This is a genomic window from Sodalis praecaptivus (genome assembly GCF_000517425.1).
Taxonomy (GTDB): domain Bacteria; phylum Pseudomonadota; class Gammaproteobacteria; order Enterobacterales; family Enterobacteriaceae; genus Sodalis_A; species Sodalis_A praecaptivus.
Genome location: NZ_CP006569.1, coordinates 880,027 through 905,355, shown reverse-complemented (window position 1 = coordinate 905,355; position 25,329 = coordinate 880,027). Strand labels below are relative to the sequence as shown.

23 protein-coding genes, 1 tRNA gene and 2 pseudogenes are annotated in these 25,329 nt (G+C 54.6%); 16 read left to right on the top strand and 10 right to left on the bottom strand.

What is annotated here, in order from left to right; translation table 11 throughout:
* Nucleotides 1-46 precede the first annotated feature (46 nt).
* The 8 genes from SANT_RS04130 to SANT_RS04095 all read left to right on the top strand — a co-directional run bounded on the left by SANT_RS04130 (nucleotide 47) and on the right by SANT_RS04095 (nucleotide 8,434).
* Complete coding sequence (locus SANT_RS04130; RefSeq protein ID WP_038668193.1) at nucleotides 47-562, top strand: MaoC family dehydratase; 516 nt, start codon at nucleotides 47-49, stop codon at nucleotides 560-562.
* Nucleotides 559-1,527 (top strand): ornithine cyclodeaminase family protein, encoded by a 969-nt coding sequence (locus SANT_RS22830; protein ID WP_025421037.1) that lies wholly within the window; start codon nucleotides 559-561, stop codon nucleotides 1,525-1,527. The genes SANT_RS04130 and SANT_RS22830 overlap by 4 nt, the downstream gene beginning before the upstream one ends.
* On the top strand, nucleotides 1,524-2,825 hold the full coding sequence (locus tag SANT_RS04120; RefSeq protein ID WP_025421036.1) for an AMP-binding protein: 1,302 nt from the start codon (nucleotides 1,524-1,526) through the stop codon (nucleotides 2,823-2,825). The genes SANT_RS22830 and SANT_RS04120 overlap by 4 nt, the downstream gene beginning before the upstream one ends.
* Nucleotides 2,826-2,839: 14 nt before the next feature.
* Complete coding sequence (locus SANT_RS04115) at nucleotides 2,840-4,036, top strand: aminotransferase class I/II-fold pyridoxal phosphate-dependent enzyme (RefSeq protein WP_025421035.1); 1,197 nt, start codon at nucleotides 2,840-2,842, stop codon at nucleotides 4,034-4,036.
* Nucleotides 4,037-4,039: 3 nt separating this feature from the next.
* On the top strand, nucleotides 4,040-4,669 hold the full coding sequence (locus tag SANT_RS04110) for a hypothetical protein (RefSeq protein ID WP_025421034.1): 630 nt from the start codon (nucleotides 4,040-4,042) through the stop codon (nucleotides 4,667-4,669).
* A 49-nt stretch (nucleotides 4,670-4,718) separates the two neighbouring features.
* The gene (locus SANT_RS04105; RefSeq protein WP_025421033.1) at nucleotides 4,719-5,804 is read left to right on the top strand and encodes a cupin-like domain-containing protein; all 1,086 of its coding nucleotides are present in this window, start codon (nucleotides 4,719-4,721) and stop codon (nucleotides 5,802-5,804) included.
* 29 nt (nucleotides 5,805-5,833) lie between these two features.
* Entirely contained in the window at nucleotides 5,834-6,904 is a 1,071-nt protein-coding gene (locus SANT_RS04100; protein ID WP_025421032.1) for a cupin-like domain-containing protein, read from the top strand.
* Nucleotides 6,905-6,970: 66 nt separating this feature from the next.
* On the top strand, nucleotides 6,971-8,434 hold the full coding sequence (locus SANT_RS04095; RefSeq protein ID WP_025421031.1) for a class I SAM-dependent methyltransferase: 1,464 nt from the start codon (nucleotides 6,971-6,973) through the stop codon (nucleotides 8,432-8,434).
* Nucleotides 8,435-8,857: 423 nt separating this feature from the next.
* Here the strand turns inward: SANT_RS04095 and SANT_RS04090 are convergent, their stop codons facing one another.
* The 4 genes from SANT_RS04090 to SANT_RS24860 all read right to left on the bottom strand — a co-directional run bounded on the left by SANT_RS04090 (nucleotide 8,858) and on the right by SANT_RS24860 (nucleotide 12,877).
* Nucleotides 8,858-10,987 (bottom strand): hypothetical protein, encoded by a 2,130-nt coding sequence (locus tag SANT_RS04090; RefSeq protein ID WP_025421030.1) that lies wholly within the window; start codon nucleotides 10,985-10,987, stop codon nucleotides 8,858-8,860.
* 496 nt (nucleotides 10,988-11,483) lie between these two features.
* Entirely contained in the window at nucleotides 11,484-12,050 is a 567-nt protein-coding gene (locus tag SANT_RS04085) for a DUF2514 family protein (RefSeq protein WP_071882063.1), read from the bottom strand.
* 179 nt (nucleotides 12,051-12,229) lie between these two features.
* Nucleotides 12,230-12,505 carry a phage holin family protein gene (locus SANT_RS04080; protein WP_025421027.1) on the bottom strand — a complete coding sequence of 92 codons (276 nt, stop codon included), beginning with the start codon at nucleotides 12,503-12,505 and terminating at the stop codon, nucleotides 12,230-12,232.
* A 111-nt stretch (nucleotides 12,506-12,616) separates the two neighbouring features.
* Nucleotides 12,617-12,877 carry a putative holin gene (locus SANT_RS24860; protein ID WP_025421026.1) on the bottom strand — a complete coding sequence of 87 codons (261 nt, stop codon included), beginning with the start codon at nucleotides 12,875-12,877 and terminating at the stop codon, nucleotides 12,617-12,619.
* Between the two features lie 1,012 nt (nucleotides 12,878-13,889).
* Here SANT_RS24860 and SANT_RS04070 point away from each other — a divergent pair.
* The 4 genes from SANT_RS04070 (at nucleotide 13,890) to SANT_RS04055 (ending at nucleotide 18,228) form a co-directional block, all read left to right on the top strand.
* On the top strand, nucleotides 13,890-14,798 hold the full coding sequence (locus tag SANT_RS04070; protein ID WP_025421025.1) for an NADP(+)-dependent, decarboxylating phosphogluconate dehydrogenase: 909 nt from the start codon (nucleotides 13,890-13,892) through the stop codon (nucleotides 14,796-14,798).
* On the top strand, nucleotides 14,795-15,337 hold the full coding sequence (gene hxlB / locus SANT_RS04065; RefSeq protein WP_025421024.1) for a 6-phospho-3-hexuloisomerase: 543 nt from the start codon (nucleotides 14,795-14,797) through the stop codon (nucleotides 15,335-15,337). The genes SANT_RS04070 and hxlB overlap by 4 nt, the downstream gene beginning before the upstream one ends.
* Nucleotides 15,338-15,423: 86 nt before the next feature.
* Nucleotides 15,424-16,734 (top strand): MFS transporter, encoded by a 1,311-nt coding sequence (locus SANT_RS04060; RefSeq protein WP_071881994.1) that lies wholly within the window; start codon nucleotides 15,424-15,426, stop codon nucleotides 16,732-16,734.
* Between the two features lie 9 nt (nucleotides 16,735-16,743).
* Nucleotides 16,744-18,228, top strand: a complete 1,485-nt coding sequence (locus SANT_RS04055; protein ID WP_051440103.1) for a gluconokinase — start codon at nucleotides 16,744-16,746, stop codon at nucleotides 18,226-18,228.
* Between the two features lie 115 nt (nucleotides 18,229-18,343).
* Here SANT_RS04055 and SANT_RS04050 read toward each other — a convergent pair whose 3' ends face one another.
* Both SANT_RS04050 and SANT_RS04045 read right to left on the bottom strand, forming a co-directional pair.
* Nucleotides 18,344-19,216: a MurR/RpiR family transcriptional regulator gene (locus tag SANT_RS04050; RefSeq protein ID WP_025421023.1), complete on the bottom strand. Its 873-nt coding sequence runs from the start codon at nucleotides 19,214-19,216 to the stop codon at nucleotides 18,344-18,346.
* A gap of 134 nt (nucleotides 19,217-19,350) precedes the next feature.
* Nucleotides 19,351-19,638, bottom strand: a pseudogene (locus tag SANT_RS04045) (helix-turn-helix domain-containing protein); the annotation flags it as partial.
* Between SANT_RS04045 and SANT_RS24590 the strand changes: the two are divergent.
* The 4 genes and pseudogenes from SANT_RS24590 to SANT_RS04025 all read left to right on the top strand — a co-directional run.
* Nucleotides 19,636-19,923 (top strand): annotated as a pseudogene (locus SANT_RS24590) (deoxyribose-phosphate aldolase); the annotation flags it as partial. The pseudogenes SANT_RS04045 and SANT_RS24590 overlap by 3 nt on opposite strands.
* A 20-nt stretch (nucleotides 19,924-19,943) precedes the next feature.
* Nucleotides 19,944-20,387, top strand: a complete 444-nt coding sequence (locus SANT_RS22825; RefSeq protein ID WP_237234644.1) for a carbohydrate porin — start codon at nucleotides 19,944-19,946, stop codon at nucleotides 20,385-20,387.
* Between the two features lie 308 nt (nucleotides 20,388-20,695).
* The gene (locus SANT_RS24670) at nucleotides 20,696-21,079 is read left to right on the top strand and encodes a hypothetical protein (RefSeq protein ID WP_420480350.1); all 384 of its coding nucleotides are present in this window, start codon (nucleotides 20,696-20,698) and stop codon (nucleotides 21,077-21,079) included.
* Nucleotides 21,079-21,642, top strand: coding sequence for an RNA polymerase sigma factor (locus SANT_RS04025; RefSeq protein WP_025421018.1), 564 nt, complete (start codon nucleotides 21,079-21,081; stop codon nucleotides 21,640-21,642). The genes SANT_RS24670 and SANT_RS04025 overlap by 1 nt, the downstream gene beginning before the upstream one ends.
* Before the next feature lie 162 nt (nucleotides 21,643-21,804).
* Here SANT_RS04025 and SANT_RS04020 read toward each other — a convergent pair whose 3' ends face one another.
* The 4 genes from SANT_RS04020 to SANT_RS04005 all read right to left on the bottom strand — a co-directional run bounded on the left by SANT_RS04020 (nucleotide 21,805) and on the right by SANT_RS04005 (nucleotide 25,236).
* Nucleotides 21,805-22,689 (bottom strand): hypothetical protein, encoded by an 885-nt coding sequence (locus SANT_RS04020; protein ID WP_025421017.1) that lies wholly within the window; start codon nucleotides 22,687-22,689, stop codon nucleotides 21,805-21,807.
* Nucleotides 22,690-23,381: 692 nt separating this feature from the next.
* Nucleotides 23,382-23,645, bottom strand: a complete 264-nt coding sequence (locus SANT_RS04015; RefSeq protein WP_051440101.1) for a hypothetical protein — start codon at nucleotides 23,643-23,645, stop codon at nucleotides 23,382-23,384.
* A 245-nt stretch (nucleotides 23,646-23,890) separates the two neighbouring features.
* The gene (locus tag SANT_RS04010) at nucleotides 23,891-24,766 is read right to left on the bottom strand and encodes an alpha/beta hydrolase (RefSeq protein ID WP_420480353.1); all 876 of its coding nucleotides are present in this window, start codon (nucleotides 24,764-24,766) and stop codon (nucleotides 23,891-23,893) included.
* A 396-nt stretch (nucleotides 24,767-25,162) separates the two neighbouring features.
* Nucleotides 25,163-25,236 (bottom strand) — tRNA-Gly (locus tag SANT_RS04005).
* Nucleotides 25,237-25,329 lie beyond the last annotated feature (93 nt).

Here is a 25,329-nt window from a genome sequence, read left to right as displayed (position 1 = left end):
TCCTCACGCCGGGTCATCGCCTGACTAACGTAAGGAAACATAAGTCATGAAAACGAAAGCCATCAGCAGGTTGCAGCCCGTGGGGGCGCAACGTTATCGGGAAAGCCATGGTCTTTATTATGACGACTTCGAGGTCGGGGATATCTATGAACATAAGCCCGGCCGCACCATTACCGACGCCGACAATATCTGGCAGTCGCTTATCAACTCCAACAATCACCCTCTGCACAGCGATTACCATTTTGCCAGCACCACGGAATTCGGGCGCCCGGTGATCTCAAGCTTAGTGACGTTTTCCATTATCGGCGGCTTGAGCCTGGCCAGCACCAGCGGCCGAGCCATCGCTAATTTGGGGTGGAAAGAGGTGATTCTGTCCAATCCGGTTTTTGTCGGCGATACCCTGTATGCGGAATCGACGGTGCTCAGCAAAAGACGCTCCCGCAGCCGTATAGGTCAGGGCGTGGTCACCGTCATGACACGGGGCCTGAATCAGCGCGGGGCTGAAGTGCTGCGCTGGCAGCGCAGTTTCCTGGTGCCGACAGCCGCCGGGGGGACCCCATGATCCCTCCCTCCGCCCGCGGGGCTTTTCATTTGCCGCTGCTACCGCTTGGGGACGATATTTTGCCGCTGGCGGCATTCTTACGCGAACACTATCGTGGGCCGCATCGCGCGCGGGCGCAGGTGCCGCCGCGCGGTCTTATTCTCCGGCAGGCCCCGTTTGCCGCCTTTGGCGTAATGCCCGCCTTCTGCCCCCATCATCGGTTGTTCACCGCTAAAGTGGCGACATTTGCGCCAGGTAACGGCGCCGGCCCGGCGGTCAACGCCATTCTCTGCGTCTTTGACGGCGTGAGCGGGCAGCCGCTCACCCTACTCGAAGGCACACAATTAACCAACTATAAATGCGCGGCGATAAGCGCCATGGTCACCGATTTTTGCGCCGTGGATAACGCGCGGGTGCTGGCGGTGATCGGCAGCGGCGTCCAGGCCTGGCAGCAGGTGCGGGCGGTAATGGCGGTGCGCGCTATCGCCGAACTGCGCCTCTTTTCACCCAACGGCGCCCACGTGGCGGATTTCGCAAACCGGGTCAGACAACGCTGGCCGGGTCATTTGACCTTGGTCTGCCCGGGGAGCGCCGCGCAGGCGGTACGCGGCGCGGATATTGTCTGCACCGCCACCACCTGCGCCACGCCGCTATTTCCACCGGAGGTCGTGGCGCCCCATGCGCATATTAATTGCATGGGGGCCCACACCCCCGACAGCCGTGAGATACCCCCGGCGCTTCTGGCGCGGGCGCTGGTGGTGGTCGAGGATCGCCAGACCGCGGTTAACGAGGCCGGGGAGATACATGCCGGCGCGCTGGAATTCGCGCAGCTGCTCAGCCTGCCGTCCGCCGACGTCAAAGCGCGGCTGAGCGTGTTCAGCTCCACCGGCCACGGCTATCTGGATTTGCTGACCGTGGCCTTCGTACTACGCGACAGGCGCGTTTGCGGCGGTCCGGGCGCAAGCGTCAGGGAGGCGACGGCATGATTGTCTATTCCCTGCCGCAACTTGTGGCGATAGCGCGACACGCCTCCCCGTTCTATCGCCGGCTCTATCGGAATCTCGGGCCGACATTCCAGCTGGAAACTTTGCCGATCGCCCGTTTCGAGGACGTGATGCGCGCGGTACATGCGGATTTCCGTTCGCTGTTCACCCGCGAACGGCTCAGCGGTATGTTTTATACCACCTCCGGCACCACCGGTCGGCCGAAAGCCACGCTGTTCGGCCGTGAGGAGTGGCGCACCATCAACCGGCTGCTGGCCATGACCCATTGGCGCAATGGCCTGTTGCGCGATGGCGACGTGGTGCTGAATTTATCCGAACCCGGCAGCGCATCGTTCATGGCGGTCCATCGTGTGGTCGATCTCTTCGCCGGTCGCTGCGCCGAAATTCCCCTGGGCTGCGATCGCGATTATGACGACATTATCGCCCATTACCAGGCGTTTAACGCCAACGTAATTACCGGCATGAACCCGACTTTTCTCGGGCTGGCGCACCGGCTGCTGGCAACTCAGGGGCCGGATCCGCGCATTACCCGCCTGCTCGGCGGCGGTCAGCATCTAATGGGACTGCAGCCGGCGCTGCTGCGCGAGGCTTTTCCCAACGCGACCCTCTATCCGTTTCTCTACGGCACCACCGAAGTGGGTCAGGTGGCTTGGAGCGCGGCGCCGACCGAGCAAAACGCCTACCAGCCGTTCAGCGAAATTTGTACGGTGGAAATTGTTGATTCGACCAGCGGCGATGTTATCCGTCGCCCCGACGTCAAAGGCGCGCTGGTGGTGACCAGCTATGTCCGCCTGCAGGCGCCCGCCATTCGCATGGATACTGGCGACAACGCACTTTGGCGCGATCCGCCCGACGCGCCCGGCGCGCGTTTCGCGCTCTGTGGACGCCGCTTTGTCAACCGCTATCCGTTGGCCGCGGCCGAGCTCAACTCCCGCCAGGTCGGCGCGTTAATCAAAGGGCTACTGCCCCACCTGCCGCTGCTGATGCTGTGGTTGGAGATCACCGGCTGCGGCGACCGGCCACAGGTCACCATTGCACTGTCCCTATACGGTCTGGCCGCACCGCCGGCGGATTTGGAACGTCGTGTACTGATGGCGTGGGAAAACGTGGCTCCCGCCATCGCGGCGGAAGTGCAGCGCCAGCATCTGCCGCCCCCGCGGGTACGTCTGGTGGATTTCAGCTATTTCGCCCAGGCCTGCAAAAGGAAAATACCGCCGATTGTCGACAAACGACTGGCGCCCCGGCATGGCGGCAACCCGTTACCCGGCCAACCACATTGACAGGGAGACAAGACATGAACCACTTCGCCAACATCGCCAAAATGGTCACGGCCAGCCTGCCCAACTGGCAGGCCGCCCATGCCGAAGGACTCACCGGAATTCGGACCGTGCCGGGAGAAGGGAACTCGCTCACCGCCGCCGACGGGCACCGTTTCATTAATATGTGTTCCTGCTCCTATTTGGGGCTGAATCTGCATCCGGCCATCACCGCCGGCGCTATTCAAGCGCTTGAGCAAGAGGGCATGATAAGCACCTCGGTATCGCGAGCCAGGATTGCGCCGCGGCTGTTGGACGAGACGGAGGCCCTGCTTAGGGAGGTTTTCCGCTGCGATACGCTCGTGGCGCCTTCCTGCTTTATCGCTTCTGCCTCGGTGCTGCCGCTGCTGGCCAGCGGGCAATTTACCGACGGCGCGAAGCCATTAATGATCTTCGACGGCCGCTGCCATTTTTCGATGCAGATCCAAAAAGCCTGCTGCGCTGACGAAACCGAGGTCGTCACCTCGCCGCATAACGACTGCGCCTTTATCGAACGGGCCTGTCAGACCCACGCCCGCGTCGCCTATATTTGCGACGGCGCCTACAGCATGGGCGATAATGCGCCGTTGGCGGAACTGACCCGGCTACAGCAGCGCTACGGCCTGTTTTTGTTTATCGACGATTCCCATTCCCTTTCCGTCTCCGGTCCACGAGGATGCGGCCTGGCGCGCGCTCATTTTGAACAACTCAACGATCGGACCATCATCGTCGCATCGCTGGCAAAGGCCTTTGGCGCCACCGGCGGGCTCATCATGCTCTCCAGCCGCCGCCAGCGAGAGATGATCGTCTATTGCGGCGGTCCTCTGGGCTGGTCGCAAATGGTCAGTACGGCAGGACTGGGCGCCATCAGGGCGGCGGCAAAAATCCATCTCGGCGATGAACTTCCCCGCCTGCAGCAGCGCCTGCGCGATGTGATGCGCTGCCTTGACGATGCCGTGCCCAGCGCTAACGCCGGTAACGGACTTCCGATACGCGTGTTCGACCTGGCTTCTATCAGCGATGCCCTGTCGGCGTCGCGCCACCTCTACCTAAAAGGCTTTTATTGTTCCGCGGTGTTCTTTCCCATCGTCGCCCGGGATCGACCGGGCATACGCGTCATGGGACGAGCCAATATGACTCGGCAGGATATCGACAGGTTCTGCGCCGCCATCCGCACCATCGTTGGAGGAACCTAAATTATGGAGAGTTCGCAGGAAAGCGCTCTGTTACTTTGGCTGCGCATGGCGGCCAGCGGGAAAAGCCTGTTTGAACGCTGGCACAGTCAAGAACATATTCCGCAGCGCCTGACGTTACCGGGCGTTCTCAGCGCTGAGCGCTATGTCAGCGCCTGCAACGCACGTTACTTCTGCCGCTACCGGCTTAGTACGCCGCAGGCGCTGGCAAGCCAGGCTTACCTGGCGCAAAACCAGACGCCCCCCACGGCGCTGGCCCGGCAGGTGGAGGAAAAATTGCGGCTGGAGGCGCGCAAAATCGTACGTCCCCTTGCCAGCGGCGGCGATAGCGATCGCAGCCACGGTCTGGTGGTCGCCAGGCTGGTGCTACCAACAGAGCAAGGTGATGCGCCTGATCTGGCGGCGATGCTGCGCCAGCGATTCTCGCCGTCGGCTAATGCTGTCCAACTCGGCTGGCGGCTGTTTGGCGAACATGAAGACCATGAAGACAGGCAGCGTATCGTGATACTCGATTGTGCCGATCCCCGCCACGGATCGCGCATCCTGGCGGCGCTGCGGGCGCTAATTGCCCCTCTGCCAGGCGTCATCGCGCTGGATGTCACGGCTTACACCCTACAAGTGAGTCAGGGCGAATAGCCACCCCCGTCCCGGCGCGCCCGCCACCCGCCACAGAGGAGAGAGCAGCATGGGCATTGACAGGATCCCCCTTCCCACCGCGGAACGTTTTTATCAGCAGTATATGTGCCGGCAGCGGCCGGTTGTCATCACCGACCTCTTCAACGGTCAGCCGCTGGGCGCCGTACGCAGCAAGGCTGACGCTATCAATGCCTTTGGCGCTATCTCCCTGCCGCTCCAAGACGTTTATGATGACGCAATCCGGATAAACGATATCCGCGAGCATCTCGCCAGCCGTCTGCCGCTGCATTACAAAACCGGCGAGACCCCTGACTTGCCTGCCTGGCGAGATAAAACGGTTTCTTTAAAGGATTATTTCACCCTGATCGAATCGCCGCATAATCGCCATATGCTCAGGGTGGCATTCGCTACTTGCCATCAGCTGCAGCGCGCTTTTACCGTGCCCGAGGTGTGCCGCCCGCGACAAGGCGAGAGCACGGCGGTCCTGAATCAGAACTTCATTGGCGTGAAAGGGAGTTTTTCCGCCATCCATTTTGATAAAGATGGCCTGCACGCCTTTCTATACGCCATCTTTGGCCGCAAGCGTTTTATTGTGTTCCCTCACACCGCCCGCGAGAAATTGCTGCCCTTCACTCAATTCAGCGGCTGGGCGTTGCAAAACTTCACCGAACGCGACCGCCAGGCTTTTTTGACCTGGACCGGCGGCGAGGAGGTCATCCTTCAGCCGGGGGAGGCGATCTACTTCCCGCCTTTCGCCTGGCACTTCGCCGATTACCTCGACGATTGCTGGGCGTTGAATCTGCGTTTTCGCCGTAAAGATAGCATTACCGCATTGCTTAATTGCGCATTCCCGGACAGCGATTGTCAGGCGCTGGGCGTGCTGTTGCTGTCGACCACGCTGGCGCCGGAGACGGAGCAGGACATCCTCACCGAGCTGGCCCGGCTAACGCGGCGGCCTTTTCGCGACGGAAGGCAAAAAACCCGCTATATCCGTCGGCGCATCGCCCGGTTGTTGCAAGATCGCGACGGCGGGCCGGGCTGCGACCGCCTGGCCTGGGATCTTGAGCGTTATATTCCCTCACCGCTTGCGGAGTATTTGGATTGGTCCGATGCACGCCGCCCCCGCTTTCGTTAATGGCATCTTGACGAGTTAAGGAGAAACAAATGGAAAACCAGCCATCGACACTGCGCAGGATCCCCCTGCCCGATGCTCGCGAGTTTGAACACCAGTATATGCACAGCGTTACCCCGGTAGTGATAACGGATCTGTTCCGCGGCAATCGCATACGCAACATCAACACGCCGCAACAGGTGAGCGCGCATTGGGGCGATGTCAGAATACCGGTACAGGATGAGTACCTCAAAACCTACGAAGCCTCCACACAGGGCAAAAGCACGCTGAAAGATAAGGACGCATCGCTGGACGACATGATGACGATGACCCTCGCCGACTATTTCCGTTACATTCGCGAGCAGCCTGGCGAAAAGAAAATGTGTATTGAATTCGCCACGCCGCAGCCGGTCCGCGAGAGCTACATTATCCCGGAGCTGTGCTATCCGCGCCCCGGCGAAAGCAACACGTTGGTGCAGCAATGTTTCGTCGGCAACCAGGGCAACGTGGCCAATATCCATTTTGATAAAGCGGGACATCATGGCTTGCTGTATCAGGTATTCGGCCGCAAGCGTTTCATCCTGTTTCCCCACGCCGCCGGCAAGAAATTGCTCCCCCTGACCCAAACGTCCGGTTGGAAACTGCAAAACTTCTCCGACCAGGAACGCCGAGAGTTTTTGCGCTTTACCGGCGGTTACGAAGTGGTACTGGCGGCCGGGGAGGCGGTATATGTCCCGGCGCTGTATTGGCATTATGCGGACTACATTGAGGATAGCATGGCGGTGCGCCTGCGTTTTCGGCGTCCCGATTATGTTACCTCTCTGCTTAACCATATGTTTCCCGATCTCTATACCCAGGGCATCTTGCATAAACTGGCGGATCCGACGCGGGCGCTAGGGGAATACGCGCCGCTGATTGACCGTATCATTCAGTGCGCCACCGCCCAGTACGCCGATGGGCGCGAGAAAGTCACCGCCGTGCGCGCGCTATGCAAGCAGATTTATCATGAAATTTACCCTGAGGAGCCGCGCCAGCCCTATTCACTGGATTTGGAGCGTTACTGCCCGCCGCTGCTGGCGCATTTCCTCGACGCCGATCACCCGGACCGCCCGGTATATCAATAACGGCGCGGGCGATTGGCGCTTTTGGCGGCGGACGCAAGCGCCTCCTTCACCCAGTAAGGAGCAGCAATGACGATGAAAAAACCGGCTCACGGTATACCGCAGCTCTCCGGCGGGCAAGCGAGCTGCGAACAGATCGCCGGGCAGTATGAGACATTCCCGTTTCCGCCGGTGTATAAGATAGAGCAAGAGGATCCTCGGCGTGATCTGCGTGAAAGTTTCAATCTCGATCTCGGGTTGGGGCCCCGTGCCGCGCTGAAGCCCGGCAGCCGGATTTGGGTTCCAGGCTGCGGCACCCGCTGGGCGGTAATGATCGCCCTACAGTTTCGCGATTGCAACATCGTCGCAAGCGATATCAGCGCCGCCAGCCTGGCGTTTCAACAGCGTCTGGCCGCCGGTTTGGCTGTAGCTAACATCACTTTCCGCCAGGAAGATTTACTGCGGGCGCCATACCGCCAATGCTTCGATTTCATCAGTTGCGTGGGAGTAGTGCATCATCTCCCCCGCCCCGACGAAGGCTTACGCGTGCTGGAGCGCGCGCTGGCGGCGAACGGACTGCTGGAACTGATGGTGTATGATCGTTATAACCGCCATTACTCCATCAAAATGCGCGCGATACTGTCGATTTTGGATCCCGCGCAATCCCTGGACAGCGAAGGCCGGTTCGCGCTGGCGCTAAGGCTTCTGCGCGCGCTCAATACGCGCGCCAAAGCGCCCCCCGAGTTGGCGCGAGTGCTGAAATATGTCCGGCAGCGTCCGGGGTTTGCCCGCGAGCTGGCGGATTTTATCAGCAATCCTCGCGAGCATTATTATGACGTTCCGGGCCTACTGGCGGCCCTCGACCGCGCCGGCCTGCGTTTATGGCGCTGGAAACAGCCGGACGGGTTTGATCCCGGCACCCTGCTGGATGATCCCACACTGTGTCAGCAGGTCCAACGCCTGGGCAGCGCCGCACGCGCTCATCTTGGCAGCTTACTGAGCGAGCCGCTGCTGGAGCTTTACGCCTGTAAATCCGGCTGCCAGCCGGGCAAGGACGCCGACAATGCCACCGAGTACTATCGACGGCATCGGCTGCGCAGCCTCTCTGGTACGATCCGCTATGACATCAACCAGGGCGGCGGCATCGGCCCGCGAAGCGTTCGGCCGAAAGTCACGCTGCGTCATGACCATCTGTGGTTTGATGCCGGTGAACGGCGCCCGGCGGTAGTGCATTACGGACAGGCTGAGGATTGCATCACCGAAGAGCCCAGGAAACGGTTACGCCTAGCGGACAAAGGGTTATCGACGGTGTTCAATCATCACCAACTTAGCCGGCTGTTGGCCTGGAGCGAGCCCGGCCTCCTTCCCCAGACGCTGGCGGAAAAATTCTTCACCGCCTATCCTGACGTCCGACTGTCGCCGTCGCAGTTTTATCAGGGTTTGCTCACCTTGTGCCGCACTCCGTTTCGTCTGTTTGCGTTGCAGACACCGGCGTTACCGCAGAGTGTATCCCGTGACGCCGTGGAAAGAGCTAACCGACCGCCCGTCGCTTGATGTCGCCGCCGCCGCCCTGTGATCTTGTTATACGCATGCACTGAGGGGCGATATCAACCGGCGCGGGCTATCGGGCTCCCGTTTTGCATGGCGTGGGCAATTTTAATCGATTTCTCGATGGTAACCGGGTGGCGTAACTCGGTGACGCTATAGCGGCTGATTTCATCCGTGAGGGTAGGCAGCTGCTGGCCCGATCCCTGTAAAGCTACTGGTTCGATCCCTGCAAAGAAGGAAATAAGCCCTTCATCTAGCGATGTATTTTTTTTGCTCCGGGGCAAAACTTTTATTTACGACGACCGCTAACGCCCCTGTCCACACCTGTTGGAGTAAGGTGTTATCTTAGTAAGCACGCCTAGCGGTGCTTATAGCCAGAAGGCACACCAACTACCGTTCTATTAAATAGCGCAAAAATCAATATTCCAATTATGATATAATTTTCTGCCACTGTTGCTTCAGGCTTGCAAACTCCTTGTGAATCTCTTTGAGATCATGTCGTTCTTTTCTGGCAAAACACCATGCATCGTAAATACTTTTTATCATTTGAAACACCCCTACCCCATGAGCGACGTAACCGACAGATTTGACCGGGGTGGAACTAAAGAGCTTACCAATCAGTTGCATAGCCGCGCCAACCGCGTGTGAGGCGCCCACTTTTACCATCAGCTCTTTTCGATTTTTACTATAAAACAATTTCATATAATGCCACTTGGAGTTGGGTTTTGGCACAGATTGATAGGCTTTGTCGATTAGCTCGCTCACCTCATCGTTTATTTCTTTTGACATTAGTGTTTTAGTGAGTGGCTGCAGATCGTCTGAAATCAGAGGGTACTTTTTTTCTATACCCTGCAAATGCTTTGCTGACGACTTTAACTGCAACAACTCACTTGCGTAGCCATTGATCAATGTAAGTAATTCTTTCCCTTTTTGCGAATCATCTAACGTTTCTTGATTTTTCTTATCAATCTCACCTCGTATTTCTCTCGTTTTGTGCTTTATTTGGTTTGTCTTAAGCGCATTTACCGCCGCGTTAAAAACTAAATTAATTTTTTCTAAAGTATAGGTATTGATTTTTTCATCTAATTCTTTAGATATTATGTCGGTCTGGAGAGACACTTCGTGATTAAATCCAATAAGTTTGTCCTTTCTTGTATTAATTTTGACAATGACTTTATCAACCAGCTTACTAAAGCCGGTAATCTCATTAGCGTATTCTCGCAAGCCCTTCCCCGTTTTAGCTTGCAAAGGCTTTTTATCATATACCTCTGTCGCATTCAATTGTTTACAAATATTTTTTATCAACTCATCATCAGACGTAAATACATAACCCAGGACGGACAGCACCAATTCTTTATTTAATTCGCCGTACATGGTCGTTAATTTGTCATTTATTGTCTTTTCGTCACAACCTTGCCAAATTGATCGAGCATCTCTCTGTTTGACACCCGTTTTCTTTGGAGTACTTTCTTTAGTAATATCAATCATGCTATCATTGATTGCGTCCATCATGTTATAGACATATTCTTTCTTAGCTCTATCTAGACGGTCATGATCAAGCATATTGTTCAAGCTAACATTTATCTGATTTTCTGCTTCGGAGTAGTCAATGAGTTTTTTATCTTGCGAGGAAACGCTAACAAGCTTTTTCCTCTGCACTTCTAAACCATCAGAACAAATTTCTGTCAATACTCCTCTCATCGCTTTATCGTTAAGTAATTTCCTCAATTCCCGAGTGAAATAACCCTGATTACATTGGTCAGAAATCCATTCCCGACAGAGTTGAGCCGCCTTTTTCGCCTCATCCTCGCTAATAATATAATTGGTCATTGTGGATTCCTTAAAATCATATTTCAAATCGACCAAATTATTTAATTCCCCTGCAAATGTGTGTCCGTCCGCATGCTTCTTTAGAAATTCATTACAGATCAAGAAAAAAACACGTCTTGACGCTTTACAGTCCTGATGAATAGGCTTTATGGTATCACCCTCAATGATGATATATTTCTTTAGAATTTCAGATCCTTTAATATCCTCTTCTATTTTTTCTAATCTGTCTTTTCTTTTAATCAATTTATGACGCCAATTTTTTTCGCCTGCGGATTGAGCATATCCATTTATAAAGCGTATCAATTTAGTAATATCTAAATTTTCCTCAGAAACAGTGAATTTCCGCGTTAAAAAAAGAGTTGTAGCCAACGGGGTTACCGGCGAAACAATCGCAGACCCGGATTTGCTATCAGTTATCTCAACATCAGATTGGCTGATTGCATCATACTTATTCTTATTTGTTATAAAGTTCGATACATTTGCAACATTATATACTTCTTTATTAGGCACTTCTCTGCCTTTATCCGAACTTGTCACATTATTGTGTCCCCCACAAGCCACGTTCATGGTGAGGTTTAGTTTTGCAGGCAGCGGCTTATTGTTTACCTCAGTGATTTTTGAAGCGAGAACCTTGCGCTCTTTATTATCTACATCGCTTATCCGAAGGTAATTATTACAATTAATCAATGTAGCGCATTGCGGAGCCATGTTTTTATCAGTCAGATTCATAACCATCCTTAGCGGTTGTTTATTTTTAGAAAAAAATAATCATAAAACGTTGGCCAAAGCCTATTGGCACTAAAAAAAAATGATGGCGTAACTTAACGGCATCATATTGGCACTTTATTTGCCCATACCATTCTGCACAGATATTTCAACAATGGATGGACGTTCAATTTTTTCCGGCCTCCATTTAAGCATTTTTCTTGACGCAGCCCATAGGTTATAAACCTGAAAACACTTTTGCCTGAGAAACAATGAGATAAATTCAGAACATTGTGCGATCGTTATCGCAGATGTTTGATTGATAGAAGCGTGTTCAGGTGCGAATGGCGGTTATTAAGCCGCCTGGCGTGTCGGTGCATGACCCGTTAGAAAGGAGAGGAGCACATCAGATTCAGTCGTCGGAGCTGCCTGGGGTGGTAATATCGACAGCCCTTACTACCGCCGCTGAAGTGGCGGAATACATAAATCATCCGTTTGGCGGCCATTCATCAAGCCGTAATCAACGCTCTATATTATAGGAAGTTTTCACTGCGCCAGCGGCTGATTGGGTTATTGCATCATAAGCCCGTTCGCAGGCACGGCCTCTTATTCGTGCCCGGTCAGCGTAGGCCGCCAGCTGCTGATTTCTTTTGAGAGATTCTGCGAACATGTCGGCCAGCAATAGGTGGGAATCGCCTCCTGCCTGGCGTTTTCCGACAGTGGCGGAAACGCCGGCGGCGTTATCTGCGGCGAGCTTTTGCTGCATGTATCGTACCGTGTTCCGCAGGCTGATAATAACAGACTTAGCGCGAGCGGCATCAGCACGCGCGGCATTAAGTTGGAGGTTGGCATCTTCATTAACCTGAATAATGGCCTTGATTCGGCGTTGTTCTTCCTCACGCGCTTCTCGCTGATAGCGCGCCATAAGCTCTACATCGGCGATATTGCGCTTGTCCCATCGGCTCTGCCAAACGGTATTGGCGCTTTCTTTGCCGGCGGTATATCGCCAGTGGGAAAATACGCCGACAGTTGCCCCCAGCAGCACCACTCCGCCGACTTTGAAAATTATTGACGCAAGTTTGATCATATTGAGTTTCTCAACGTTGCCGGCTTGCACACGGCCTGCCCATGGCGCGATATTGTTTTGCTACAGACAACACGTCGCGTAGTTTACTCATCCCTTGAAGCTAAAGCCGTGACTCGCCTTGGTCGGCAATACCGTAATTCAAACACGCCCCTAATCACCGCCGACGACAGGTTTTATGCCTATTTGGTTATTTTGAAAAGATGACCAACGTTACCCCGTGCGCGGTATAACATGCTGCAAAGTACGGCGTTAATCATCAATTCCGACCAGTCAATATAGACATAGCCGCCCATCACCACGCGAATAACCACCGCCCCCATTGCGACGGTGAGCAGCCAGGCAACAAACGCCATAAACCGGTTAAATTCAGCCTCCCCCCGGCGATAGGTCATCAGCCGCAGGCAGGCCGCCGCGCAAATAAAGGCATTCGCGTGAAGCATCACTTGCTGGCTCATTACTGCCGCCCTCCACGGAATCGTGAAAATAGTGAGAGACCGTCTTTACTGCATAGCCCCATCAAAATACGCACCGCCGCAGCCGAAGCAACAAGTGCACCTATTGGTAAATCAATCGCTGTACCGGCCGGCAGAAATGAATCCAGCAAACTGGTGGTGAAAGGGGCTGCGACCAGTCCTACGGCAAAGGACAGACTGCCGAGAAATAATCGCCACAACAGACCAAAATCCCCTGCTGATTGCCACAAAAATCGCCGCGCCGGCGAAGGCACCGATAACGGTGGGCCCGTTCTGTGGCCCAAATACGCTTATCAGCATAGCGCCTTTTACAAGTGCGGAGGCAAGGTCGCTGCCCGTTAGCGGCTCAGACATTGGCATGACTCCTTATAATGAGGTTCGCTCTTCATGAGCTGTTATAGTCGACTTCGCTTAATGCAGACGTCATAATTACCGGCGTACTATCAATCTATTGCATTAAACGGTTGGCAACACAGTGAGGGTACTGCGCCGTTTTCTTCTCACTTGGCGTATTTTGTGCGCGGAGCAAGCTTGATTGCCCACGTTATGCTCGCTAACGTCCTGAAATTGACTGAGGGTTTTCTCTATCAGCACCGGATCGCGCTACTCGCAGATTGATAATACCTTCGCGGGCTCGACCAGAAATCCCTACTGCACCCTATCTGTTCAAGGTTCCAATAATCGTATCGTGATAGTCATCCCACTTAATTAGCTTGATTTATCTTGAGCGCCGGAGGTTATTGAAGCAACCGATGCCTGTTGTCATGAATTTGGCACAACCGTGCGATCACGTTTTCCTCTCATCGCCGGCCTTAAACCGGCCGCAAGCGCTGTCCGCCATCACATCGGCAACCGTTAATTCGCCCGACGCCCCGATGCTGCCGTACGAGGCCTAACTCAGAGCCCCTACCCCTAGCATTGGGCCTGACCGGGCCACCTCACGGGACGGCAGGCTTGGGTAGACGTTATCCTGACCGTGCCGCTGACCACCGCGGTAGGCAAGCCAATACCACTCGCCGATCACGCCAGAATCACCCAGCATAAATAGTTTTGTTATTTACCCATTGAACCCTAGGCCCCCGGCTTAATTGACTTATGAAATAATGCCAATTCACCCGCCAACGGCCGTCCCTTTTTATTCATCGGTACGGCGCCCGCGATGAGGGCGAGCACATGGTTTATCAACGGGAAAAAATCTCTATATTTCTGACGTAAGCCGCAGCAATAAAATAGAATTCGCCCACCCACGGCGCCTGATAATTATTTTCTGCAAGCGGTGAGAGATGTAATTTATTTACTTCTTTACTTTTCTTGGGGTGACGTCTTACTTTAAAAAAAACGAATCAACCTCACCTAGGAATGTATTATGAAAGTAGGTTTCATCGGCTTGGGAAAAATGGGCGCCGCCATGGCTACACGCCTTAAAAATGCTGGCCATGAAGTGATCGCCGTTGACAAAAATAGTTATGCACGGGACGCGGCGGCGCAGCAAGGCATCAATGTCGCCGCGGATTGTCGAGCGGCGGCGGCCATGCTGCCGGCGCCGCGGACGTTCTGGCTGATGACGCCACCGGGTGAGGCAACGGAACACGCTATTGCAGAATTAGCGACGCTGCTTACCAGCGGTGATATCGTCGTTGACGGCGGTAACTCGGATTTTCGCGATACGCTTCGTCGCTCGGCCAGGCTGCGGGAGAAAGGGATAACGCTGGTAGACGCGGGCGTTAGCGGTGGAACACAAGGCGCACGGGAAGGATGCGGGCTTCTTATCGGCGCAGCGACCCCGATCGTCGAATGGCTCGCCCCGCTGTTTGACGCACTGGCGGCCAAAGGGGCGTGGGCGCGCGTGGGCGACAGCGGCGCAGGACATTTTGCCAAAGCGGTGCATAACGGCGTCGAATACGCGCTGATGCAGGCTTATGGCGAGGGATATGAGTTACTGTTAGCGTCTGACATAGATGTCGACCTGCTGGCCACGCTGAACGCCTGGCAAAACGGCTGTTCCATACGTTCGCATTTACTGGAAAAACTGATTGAAGCCCTGGCGCCCGATGTGTCGCTGGCCGGTGTAAAGGGCTACGCGGCGGATTCCGGCATGGGGCGCTGGACGGTGGAGGAAGCCATCCGCCTACGCGTGCCCACGCCGGCCATCAGCGCGGCTCTTCAGGCGCGTTTCCGCTCACAGCAGGACGACTCTCCCACCCTGAAAAGCATCGCCGCCCTGCGGGGGACAATCGGCGGCCATGCGGTGAAACGCCGCGAGGATAACCCATGAGCACAGTTTCACTAACGCAGCGCCTGCAACAAGTCGCCCGCGAGCTTAGCAAGATGGCGCAAGCGATTAACGATGAGCAGTTATCACAGCTTGCCGAGGCCATCAACCGCACGCCGCGGGTGTTTTTAAGCGGCCAGGGCCGCTCGGGTTTGATGGTGAAAGCCATCGCCATCCGTCTCATGCATATCGGTCTTGCGGTGTATGTTGCCGGCGAAAGCAATACGCCGGCCATTGCGGCGGGTGATTTGCTGATTGCCGTCACTTCCTCCGCCAAAACGCCGGTAACCCTTTCCCACATTGCGGCAGCCCGGCAGGCAGGGGCCGCGGTGGCGCTTATCAGTTCGTCGCCGACGCCGGCGTTACAGGTGGACCACTATGTCTCCCTGCCGGCGCGCAAGGAGGTCGCCACCGATCAGCACGCGGGATCTTTATTTGAACAATCTTTATTAATCACCGGCGATGCTATCGCCTGGAAACTCCAGCACCTCCGCACGCAAAGCGACGCGGAATTGGATAAACGGCACGCTAACCTGCAATAGTCTTAAACGCTACCCATCGCACCCTACACACCTGAGCGTCTTCCGCTCAGGTTCATTGCTTCACAATATAAATATCAGAGGAAGTTATGAACCAGGATATTATAAAAAACACACCTCAAACAGATATTCCCGACAGCGAGACCTCGGCAATTAAAAAAATGCGGCTGCGGCTGATCCCTTATTTGTTGCTTTTATACGCCATTGCCTATTTGGACAGGACCAACATCAGCTATGCCGCGTTGGAGATGAATAAAGAGCTGGGTATTAATCCAGCTCAATTTGGCATGCTCGCCAGTATCTTTTTTATTGGGTATTTTCTTTTTGAGGTCCCAAGCAATATTGCCTTGCATAAATTTGGCGCGCGCAAATGGATAGCGCGTATTTTGGTTACCTGGGGCATCGTAGCGGTGGGCACCGCCTTTGTGACCCACGTTAGCCACATTTATCTATTGCGCTTTTTGCTCGGCGCCGCCGAAGCGGGATTCTTCCCCGGCATCGCATTTTATCTTACCTACTGGTTTCCCCGCAAACACCGTGCGGGGGCCATGGCGACCTTTTTTCTGGCGCAAATTCTTTGTACCTGTCTCGGCGCACCGCTAAGCGGCTGGATTATGGACAATGTCAGCGCTCTGGGTATGGCCGGCTGGCGCTGGATGATCCTGCTGGAAGGCTTTCCCGCGATCGTCCTCGGCTTCGCGACCCTTATCGTGCTGCGCGACGGACCTCAGGATGTAAAATGGCTGAGTCAGGACGAAAAACGCTGGGTGCGCGAAGCGCTGGAAGACGAAAACCGCCATTCACCCGCGCCCGAAATGCGTTGGTGGAAAATATTGGCAAATCGCCACGTGCTTTACTTGGCGATAACCTATGTCTGGATCGTTATGGCGATTTACGGCATTACGTTCTGGATGCCAACCATTATCAAAGGGTTTCAAAATCATTTTTCCAATACCGTCATTGGCTTTTTGGTGGTGATACCCACGCTGGTCGGCGGGTTGGCTATGCTTATTAACGGCTGGCATTCAGATAAGACCATGGAGCGAAAATGGCATGTGATTACCGTGGTGTTAATTGGCGCGGTAGGGATGTTTTTACTCGCTATCACCACTAACACCTGGTTGTCTATGCTGTGGCTCTGTCTGATTGCCGTAGCCGCCTACGGCTATATTGGCGTGTGGTGGACCATTCCAACCTCATTCCTGACCGGGCTCTCCGCCGCCGTGGGGCTTGCCGCTATCAATTCCGTGGGAAACCTGGGCGGATTCTTTGGCCCTTTAATCGTCGGTATGCTGGTTAATTTCACCGGCACATCCCGCGCGGGTCTGCTGTTTTTGTGCGCCTCATTTATCATTGGTGCGGTAATGCTGGCGGCATTCAAACCGCCGGTGAAAAAATAGGGCATGTCCATGTCTGAGCCATTTTGCGTCCTTGCCATCGATATCGGCTCGTCCTCGCTACGCGTAGGTCTGTTCACGGCACAGGGGGAGCCGCTGGGAGAGTGCGTACGGCGGCACTATGCGCTGGACACCGCACCGAATGGAGAAGCCACGCTAGACGCCGAGCGGATTTTCGCTTACCTGTTTTCCGCGCTGGATGAGGTTCATGCGGGTTTAGCGGCCCATCGCCGCGTCAAAGCGGTCGGCATTAGCACCTTCTGGCATAGTCTGACGGGGATCGACGCGCAGCAGGAAACGACCTTGCCCATCATTACCTGGGCCGATAGCCGCGCGGCCCATGAAGCGGCGGCGTTGAAATACTCAGGCGTCGCCCGGCATTTGCACGCGCTAACGGGCTGCCCCGTTCACTCCAGTTTCTGGCCGGCGCGTCTGCGCTGGCTGGCAAACGAGCAACAGGCGGCATTCGCCCGCACCCGTCACTGGCTGTCGTTATCCGATCTGCTCTTTCTGCGCCTGTTTGGAACGCTGTCCACCTCGTTATCCATGGCGTCCGGCACCGGGCTGCTGGATAGCAACCGGCGTTGCTGGTCGCCGCTGGCGATGTCGCTGGCGCATATCAAGGTGGAACGCCTGCCGGACATTAGCGATGCCCCGTGTCAGGGGCTGCGTTCGCCTTGGGCGGCGCGCTGGCCCGCGTTTGCCGCTATTCCGTGGTATCCCGCTTGGGGTGACGGCGCCTGTTCCAATATCGGCGCCGGCGCCCACGATGCGCAAGCGCTGGTGCTGATGTTGGGCACCAGCGGATCTCTGCGTCGGGTGTGGCGGGGCGAAAAAATGATGCTGTCCGACGGCGGTCTTTGGTGCTACCGAATAGATGGTCAACGCTTCGCGGGAGGCATGGCCTTGTCGGAAGGCGGCAATGCCGCCGCCTGGGCGCGGCGTTTTCTTACCGCCGCGGCCGACGAGGATCTCGACAGACAGGCGGCGGCCATGGCGCCCGCCGCACACGGGCTTACGGTGCTGCCCTATTTCCTGGGCGCCCGCAGCCCGGAATGGTCGGAGGGGCGCACCGCCGCGATCCTCGGCATCACGGCGGCCACCGGGCCCGCGGAGATTTACCGCGCCACGCTTGAGAGCGTCGGGTTACGCTTTGCCAGCCTAAAACAGCGGCTGGACAGCGCCTGGCCGGGGCAGCGCCAATTGATCGCCACCGGCGGAGGATTTTTGCAATCGCGTATCTGGGCGCAGATCGTGGCCGATTGCCTGGGAGAACCGTTATCGGTATCCGCCATCGAAGAAGGTTCACTGAGAGGCGCGGCGTTGCTGGTGTTAGAAAAATACATTGATATCCGCAGCATCGCATCCCCGATAGCGCGCGTGGTTGAGCCCGATCTACGGGCGCATGAAATCTATCAACAGGCCAAACGGCGGCAACTCGATTACGATAATGCGATTATTCAGACGTTAAAACGGCGCCTGGAGGAGTTGGAATAGGCCGTCACGGGTCCTTTTCTGCCTTAAGCGGCCGTGCGCCATGCTCTATTATGCGTGGCGATGTTGCATCAGCTATGCGTGGCGATGTTGCATCAGCGGCGATAAGCGGCAATGCTCAGTTATTGAGCCGCCGCTTCACCGCCTGGCTGTCGACGTGCTGTACCCGCGAGGCGGACTGTTCAAAATGGGAAAACCCGATAATGGTGTATAAAATATCGGCAAGCATCAACTGTGCCATCCTGCCGGTCATCGAATCGCTGGAGAAAACCGTGGTGCGCGCCGAATAGCTGAGCGTTAAGGTCGCCGCTTTTGCCAGCGGCGAGAGCGCGTCATGCGTTAGCGCAAGCGTTTGTGCACCGGTTTGGGCTGCATTCACCAGGGCGGCCACGACCGGTTCGGATCGCCCCGTATGGCTGATGCCCACCGCCAGGTCGCAGGCTCTCAGCGAGGATGAGGAGATCATCATCAGGTCATTATCCGCATAGGTCGCCACGGCCCGTCCCAGTTTGAGCAGCTTATGGCGTAAATCAATCGCCACGGTGGCACTCCCTCCGATACCGTAGATATCGATGCGCCCCGCCGCGGCAATCATCTTCGCCGCCGCCAGCAGCCTCTCCGCATCGATCATTTTTTGCGTATCCTGCAGGGAGTAGCAGGTGGCCAACACCAGCTTGTCGCGAATGGCGCTCACCTCGTCACTGACCTGCAACTCGCTGTCCAAACTCGACACCGGCAGTAGCGTCAAATCCTTCGCCAGCAATACCCGTAGCTGGGTATAACCGCTATAACCGCTGTTTTGCGCCAGGCGCGTGACGGTGGCGATACTCACCTGCGCCGCCGCCGCCAATTCAGAAATCGTTTGATGAATAACATCGTCGGCATGTTGTAAAATGAACGACGCCAGTTTGCGCTCGGTGGGCGTCAGCAGCGTGCGTACCGCTTCTAGGCGCAGGCGCACCTTTTCCAAAGGAACATCTAATCCCGCCATAATTTATCGCTTTCCGCCTCAATTCATTATCAATCTGTTTTACCCGGTATGGACACTGAACAATGCAATCGCCGGGCGCGTGAACTTTCCCGCTGGCGGTGACGGCCATGACCGCCTGCCATGGATTATCGCCCTTATTCTTTGTGGAATTTCTCCCGGCGACGAAACACCGTCGGCGCAACGCCGACGGCACGGTGAAAGTCCCGGGAAAAATGCAGCGGATCGTTGTAGCCCACCTGCCCCGCGATGCGGGCGATGGATTTATCCGTTTCCACTCGAAGGCGGCGTGCCTGTGAAAGCCGATAATTTTTTTGCCATTTTAGCGGGCTTTGGTTAAACGTAGTTTGAAATAGACGATATAACTGGGATTTACTGACCTGGCAATAATGCATGAATTTATCGATCTCCCAGTCATCATGATAAAGGTTAAGGCCATGCTGGAATTCGGTTTTATCACGGAGGAAAAGAGGAAATCAAGGCCACCCGATTCGCCTGAGAGACCGGCATTGACTGGGTCAAACCAATCCAGCGGCTGGGGCCAAGGCGGCTGCGCCGCCACGGTAGACGATGTGCGACTTCTCAAAGCGAATAGTCAAGCGCCTTGTCGGGTTAACGTTTCCGGTAGAGTCACTACGCTGGCCAAGATGAAAAAAATGTTCGCCGCCGGCGAAACCCTCAGCGCCTTAATCCTGGGGACAACGTTTGGGGGCGGAGGTGAAAAATATTGGTGCCGATCCCGCATTACTCTCTCAGGCCAAAACGCGGCGCCTGGCCAGTTATGGCATGGTCAACGTGGCGCCCAACTGGGATTTCGCGCCCTCGCTGCTGGCGCAGCACAGCGCAGACCGATATAGGGGGCGATGATTACCGCTGGCTCACGATCAATGCCCGACTGATGCAGGACATTAACGATAATGTTGTCTTAGCTTATGCAGCGTCCTGGCAATACAGGGATCTCGATCCTAACGGCTATCAGGAATACCAAAAAGGACACGGCAATTTTTATAAACTGACCTTTGCGCCGACCTTCCGCGCCAGCAATATTTCGCCGTTCTTTACCCGTCCAAAATTGCATCTGTTTGCCACCTGGATGAACTGGGATAACGCGCTGGATAATGACAGCCCGAACGACATATTGGGGCAAAATGATTTCGCCTCGGGCGGGGAGTGAAGTTTTGGCGTACAGATGACAACCTTCTTCTAAGTGATGTAACGCTAAGGCCCTGTTGGGCGCCGCGTAATCCCCGCCGTAGCGCTCGGTTAAAGCGCTTGCGCAGAGCAGATTGCAGGCGCCGCATCCCGTTTAGGGCCGTCTTCTTTTATGGCATCAGGAAGGAAAAACGGCGATGGCGCTTGCGGTGCAATACCATCGTTAACCGACGGCGTGCGATCGTTAAAGCAAAAATAAAACCCGCCGGGGCAAATATTTTTGCCCCCGATTCGTCTACCTCATTAACTGACCACTAAGGAGTAGACACTATGAGAGATCGTAAATTATGGCGAATAGCGATGGCGGCGGTAGCAATCTGCGCCGTTAGCGCGTTGGTAATGCTATTGTGGAATGCGCTGTTGCCGGACATCTTTGGCGTAAAAACCATCGGCTTTCTTCAGGCGCTGGGACTCCTTATTCTCAGTAAAATTCTCTTTGGCAGCTTCGGCGGCCGCGGCATGTTTGGACGCCATGGCCGAGAATTACGCGAGCGCTGGATGATGATGAGCCCCGAGCAGCGCGAAGCTTTTATCCATCAACGCGGCATGGGCCGTCGCCATAGTCATGGCCCTTGGCATGGACGCTGTCATCACAAGGACCATAATCATGACAATGCCGCCCGTCCTCACACCGACGATAATAGTCAGGCGTAATGACTAAGGCCGCGGAACGGCGCCGTGATCTGGTGGCTGCGCTACGCGGCTGCCAGCATCGGCTGCGGGCGTTCATCGCCGGACGTACCAGCAATATCGCCGATGCGGAAGATGTTTATCAGGAAATAACCTATCAATTAATCAAAGCCGATAGCTATCTGCACCCGATCGAGCAGGTCGCCGCCTGGCTGTTTCGCGCCGCCCGCAATGAGCTTATCGACCGGTCGCGCAAAAAGCGCGAACGGTTATTCTCCGACGAATTCGATAGCGACTGGCCCGAGGGTGACGAGCTGGCGGAAGTGTTATTCGATTCACAAGATGACGCCGAAAATCACTATTTACGTCAGTTGATTTTGACAGAGTTGGAGCTGGCGCTGGCGGATATGTCGCCCCAACAGCGCGAAGCGTTTGCAAAGACCGAACTACAGGGGTATTCCTTCAAAGCATTGGCCGACGAAACCGGCATCGCCGTGGAAACGTTACTTTCGCGTAAGCATCAGGCGGTGCTGTTTTTACGTCTGCGGCTACAGGGGCTTTATGACGCGGTAATTGGCGATGAATAATCCTGCCTTTCCCTTTGGCTGTTCCCTGTTATTGCAAAGACAATGCCCCGTCAGCATAAAACCGGGGCATTGTTATTTTGGTTATTTTCATTCTCCCACCGGGAATGAAGCGGTTCGCTGATGTTCACCTTGTCCCAGGGAAGATATTGCGTAATCAATGGTCTACTCTCTGCAAAGTTCTGCCGAGGCGACGCTATTGCCGATAGGTTTTGCCTCCTCATTCAGCCAAACCGTTTTCAGTAAATCTTTGTTTGCTTTATCCCGTAACTCTACTCGCGCCTTGGAATACATGGCAATTTCTATAACTTCAGTTGAACGACATGCGTTAGGCGTCGAATTTTGTCTCAATATAGACGCGACATCTCGCCCCCAAAAATGATGTTCCTTATACGGAGGCTCATAGTTCATTGCGACGAGACCATCGAGGTGAGAAAGATATTCCACTTCGACTCTGGCCCGGCCCCGGCTTGCAATCATCTGCGCAACGACTGCCTGACCGGGGGCCAGCAAGACCGTCACCCCGGCGCCGGTCGTAAGGGTGACAGACTCCGACACTTCACCATTCACCCCCCAGCCGTGAGTATACTCAAAAGAGGTTTCGCCTTTGAGCCAATCTACGCCGTAAGTGACTTTTTGCCCAACGGAAATCCCATCCTCCACCTTCCATCCGGAGGAAACGGTATTAAGAACTTCGGTTAATAAATTGACGTTGAATTCACCCGCCACCTTACTGTTATTGACCAATTCGGTTTCCGAAACGATCTCTGGCGCTGAACTAAATTGTAGAAATTTGGCGCTGAAAATCTCCGTGTTTTTGTGAACCTGCCGCCAGCGATAGCTGCTGTACAGGTCCCCCCAGGGTGTAGGACTGCGGACAAACACATCATTGGGTTCCCTCCCATTCAGGGCAGTAATAGCCCTGATGATATCGGGCTCTTCAAGCTTGAATAGGCGTTGCTCATCGCTGGTTATGACCTCCGACAAAACGCCGCTTCCGTTTACAACACTGTCCTCGATACTTTCTCTTGGCTGTATATTAATTTTCATACCTACATCCCTCACTGAATTGAAGTGAGATTTATTAATAACCACATTACTCTTTATAACACTATATACAAAACATCAACGACCTGAAGAAAGCGACTTAAGCAGCAAGTAAATATTGTGCCAGGCACCATCGAGCGGAAAGTGCGTGGTTTCGAGATCTTTTAGCGTCTAGGGTTGAAGAAATGGCGTGAGGTATTTTACTAAGTAGGTAAAATGCGATTATCCTGCTGAACGATCTGCGCATGAAAAGGCGAATAAGCAGGTCGTAAACAAGCAGCTTTATTATTTATTAAATGGAATTTACAAATAAAACAGAAATGACAAGCAATAAGGCGCTGAACGCGGCGATATACTCATTGTAGTCAAAATAAGAACATCATTACTTATTGCACGCCCCGTACAAGCTAAAGGCAAGTGCGCCCTTAAGAAAGGCCCCCCGGACGCAGGAGATAATGAGTTCTTTTCGCACATCCTCCAAACAACCTTCAATACTGTGTAAAAAAGGATCTTCCCCGCTTATGGTGGTTAAACACATTTATGTGACAGCTGCTACAGAAACCAAAAAGGGAAGTAAACAGTATACACTCAATGCTCGATTCAGCACACCGATCCAGCCGCTCCACTTAGTTAAGATGCACGCCTCACTATAAAAGAATCTCCATCGCCCTCCCGCCTCGTCCCTGTCGCGGGCTTTATCGCATCTTAAGCCGACGCTTAATGTTATCGACGCCGCTGGTGGTCAAGTGTACATAGCTGGACGGGCGCAAACCCAACTCATTCAGCCGCTGTGCAATGCGCTTATCACTGGATAGAAAGCTCAGTAAATTTGCCGCATTGACCCTCTGGGCAATCACTTCTTTGACGGTTTTTGTCGCCTGACCTGGCAAGCCGGATAGTGATGAAGGCTGAGCGGTATCAACGGCTGGCGCGTTACCTGCGTTGACTATCCTTTCCATTTGACGTATCGACTTCCCCCTGCGCGTTCCTGAAGGCGGGTTATTATCTACCCGATCCAACTTGTCCAGAGTGGCGCCTAATAACCACCATGATCTATCCCATCAGAACGCCGTCCACCGCGTCTATCGTCAGCGTCACCTACAAACCTTATTGACGCCCACCATTTAACTGGCAGATTTTGTAAGCCAGCCGGGAGGTCGATCCCCCCTCATTTCAGGAAAATGGAGCTATGCCGCAGTGCTTTTTACACTTCACCAAGCCATCTCTGGTAATGCGCGGGCCACTCAACCGTAGGGGTTCCAGGTCTACCTAGGCCAAAACCATGGCCTCCAGAAGAGTATTTGTGCATCTCCACGGGCACGTGTTCACGTTTGCAGGCTGCCGCCATGATCTGCGTATTATGTGGATCAGATACAGGATCATCTTCTGCCTGAACCAAGAATATAGGGGGGGTACGTGAAGTGACAAAATTCTGTACGGACCATTTAGCATTTTCCTGCTCACTCGCATGTGGACCAACCAGTACTTTGTGCGTTGAGGTGTGGGTGTAGGGGCGCTCAAGAGTAATCACCGGATAGATCAGTGCTGCACGGTCTGCATAAGCGTGGGTTCTGTCCAGTGCGTCATGCTCTGGATAGGATCGGAAATTTGCACGGGTCACCGCCATGCCCATCAGGTGCCCGCCGGCTGAAAAACCCAGAACGCTGACGTGTTTTTCGCGACTGCGCACGATACGTAACGCGCGCTGGGCATCCTGCAGAGCGACCACACTGCCATCATGCCAGTTCTCTGCAGGCAAACGATAGGTCAGTACATAAGCCGTGTAACCGATCCTAGTCAGCCAACGGGCGGCTAGCCAGGCTTCCTTTCCCATTTCAATGCGTTTATAACCGCCCCCCGCCGCTATCAATACAGCCTTACCTGCCGGTCGTTTGGGCTGAAATATCCGCAAAGAAGGATTTACCACATTGCTCAGGCTCCCTCTGACGGTAAGCAATTCACTTCCAACGGGACCTCCGCCCCCGGGTGGTTTTCCATGCCATAATGCAATATCGGTCCCTTGACCGAAAGGCGTATTCTCAGGTGGAAATGCCCCGACAACAAAGTGCTTACGGGCCAAAGCGTTCCCGGTACGCATTGCCATCAGGGCTGATGAAGACAATGTAATAAACCGACGACGATTCATCATAAGATTTTTTCGGAAGAAAAATGGATATGTCATCACAACACAAATATGCAGAGATGTTTTGAGGATTTCATTACCGGCAACACTATTGAACCGCTCCGATTCTGCGGGAAAGTGTTAAGTCTGCGAGCTCAGGCTGCCAGATCCTTAAGCCCGATGGAAGTGTAATATGCCTGTTCTACTTCTGGCGGCGGGAGATAACCCAGTCGTTCCAGTGTTATACCAGTCCACCCACGCCAATGTAACCCGCGCCACTTCGGCACGGTTTTTTTGCTTCGCACGCAAGTGCTCTATTTCCAATTCGCGAATGCGCTACTGTAGAGGTGTGTTTGGAGCGGGTGAAGGGAATCGAACCCTCGTATGCAGCTTGGGAAGCTGCCGTTCTACCATTGAACTACACCCGCTTCGATAGGCGCGAGGCATTATAACCTTATGGCACCCACTGACAAGGGGGCGCGCCCCTGACCGTCGTTATTTTGAGCAATCAGAGCAGCTTG

Bases quoted from the DNA above. Each gene is read 5' to 3' on its own strand.
- SANT_RS04130 (WP_038668193.1), top strand. From the start codon at position 47: ATGAAAACGAAAGCCATCAGCAGGTTGCAGCCCGTGGGGGCGCAACGT.
- SANT_RS22830 (WP_025421037.1), top strand. From the start codon at position 559: ATGATCCCTCCCTCCGCCCGCGGGGCTTTTCATTTGCCGCTGCTACCG.
- SANT_RS04120 (WP_025421036.1), top strand. From the start codon at position 1,524: ATGATTGTCTATTCCCTGCCGCAACTTGTGGCGATAGCGCGACACGCC.
- SANT_RS04115 (WP_025421035.1), top strand. From the start codon at position 2,840: ATGAACCACTTCGCCAACATCGCCAAAATGGTCACGGCCAGCCTGCCC.
- SANT_RS04110 (WP_025421034.1), top strand. From the start codon at position 4,040: ATGGAGAGTTCGCAGGAAAGCGCTCTGTTACTTTGGCTGCGCATGGCG.
- SANT_RS04105 (WP_025421033.1), top strand. From the start codon at position 4,719: ATGGGCATTGACAGGATCCCCCTTCCCACCGCGGAACGTTTTTATCAG.
- SANT_RS04100 (WP_025421032.1), top strand. From the start codon at position 5,834: ATGGAAAACCAGCCATCGACACTGCGCAGGATCCCCCTGCCCGATGCT.
- SANT_RS04095 (WP_025421031.1), top strand. From the start codon at position 6,971: ATGACGATGAAAAAACCGGCTCACGGTATACCGCAGCTCTCCGGCGGG.
- SANT_RS04090 (WP_025421030.1), bottom strand. From the start codon at position 10,987: ATGAATCTGACTGATAAAAACATGGCTCCGCAATGCGCTACATTGATT.
- SANT_RS04085 (WP_071882063.1), bottom strand. From the start codon at position 12,050: ATGATCAAACTTGCGTCAATAATTTTCAAAGTCGGCGGAGTGGTGCTG.
- SANT_RS04080 (WP_025421027.1), bottom strand. From the start codon at position 12,505: ATGAGCCAGCAAGTGATGCTTCACGCGAATGCCTTTATTTGCGCGGCG.
- SANT_RS24860 (WP_025421026.1), bottom strand. From the start codon at position 12,877: ATGTCTGAGCCGCTAACGGGCAGCGACCTTGCCTCCGCACTTGTAAAA.
- SANT_RS04070 (WP_025421025.1), top strand. From the start codon at position 13,890: ATGAAAGTAGGTTTCATCGGCTTGGGAAAAATGGGCGCCGCCATGGCT.
- hxlB (WP_025421024.1), top strand. From the start codon at position 14,795: ATGAGCACAGTTTCACTAACGCAGCGCCTGCAACAAGTCGCCCGCGAG.
- SANT_RS04060 (WP_071881994.1), top strand. From the start codon at position 15,424: ATGAACCAGGATATTATAAAAAACACACCTCAAACAGATATTCCCGAC.
- SANT_RS04055 (WP_051440103.1), top strand. From the start codon at position 16,744: ATGTCTGAGCCATTTTGCGTCCTTGCCATCGATATCGGCTCGTCCTCG.
- SANT_RS04050 (WP_025421023.1), bottom strand. From the start codon at position 19,216: ATGGCGGGATTAGATGTTCCTTTGGAAAAGGTGCGCCTGCGCCTAGAA.
- SANT_RS24670 (WP_420480350.1), top strand. From the start codon at position 20,696: ATGAGAGATCGTAAATTATGGCGAATAGCGATGGCGGCGGTAGCAATC.
- SANT_RS04025 (WP_025421018.1), top strand. From the start codon at position 21,079: ATGACTAAGGCCGCGGAACGGCGCCGTGATCTGGTGGCTGCGCTACGC.
- SANT_RS04020 (WP_025421017.1), bottom strand. From the start codon at position 22,689: ATGAAAATTAATATACAGCCAAGAGAAAGTATCGAGGACAGTGTTGTA.
- SANT_RS04015 (WP_051440101.1), bottom strand. From the start codon at position 23,645: ATGGAAAGGATAGTCAACGCAGGTAACGCGCCAGCCGTTGATACCGCT.